At 71.0% G+C, this 465-nt stretch carries 1 protein-coding gene; it reads right to left on the minus strand.

Features of this window, described 5'->3' with window-relative positions:
• The coding region (locus ACNAW0_RS30655) for a transposase (protein WP_416291525.1) at nucleotides 1-425 on the minus strand (425 nt) is incomplete at its 3' end.
• Nucleotides 426-465: the final 40 nt, after the last annotated feature.

Consider the following 465-nt stretch of genomic DNA (forward strand, 5'->3'; position numbering starts at 1 on the left):
TCTGGCCCTTGGCGGCGGGCCACCCGGCGGGAGAGCCGTTTGAGGTGCTTGAGCGCGGCGTCGTAGTGCGCCGGGTTCGGCACAAACCGCACCTCGCCCCGGTTGTCGGCGATCACCGCGAGGCACTTCACACCCAGGTCCACACCCGCTACCACGTCCGGGCGGGCCGGGGTGCGGTCGGTGGCGCGCTGGATCTCGACCTGGAAGGAGACGAACCACCGGCCCCGCTCGAACCTGACCGTGGCAGACAAGATCCGGGCGGTGCCGTTGCCGATACGGCGTTGCAGCTTGCGGGTGGACTCGTGAGTGCGGATGGTCCCGAGCCGGGGCAGCGTGACGTGCCGCCGGTCCGGCTCCACCCGGATGGCGCCGGTAGTGAACCGGCACGCCAGCCGAGCCTTGTGCTTGGACTTCCGCCGCGGCATGCCCACACGCTTGCCCTCACGCTGCCCGCGCTTTGAGGTG

This window comes from Micromonospora sp. SL1-18, assembly GCF_047921505.1.
Taxonomy (GTDB): Bacteria; Actinomycetota; Actinomycetes; order Mycobacteriales; family Micromonosporaceae; genus Micromonospora.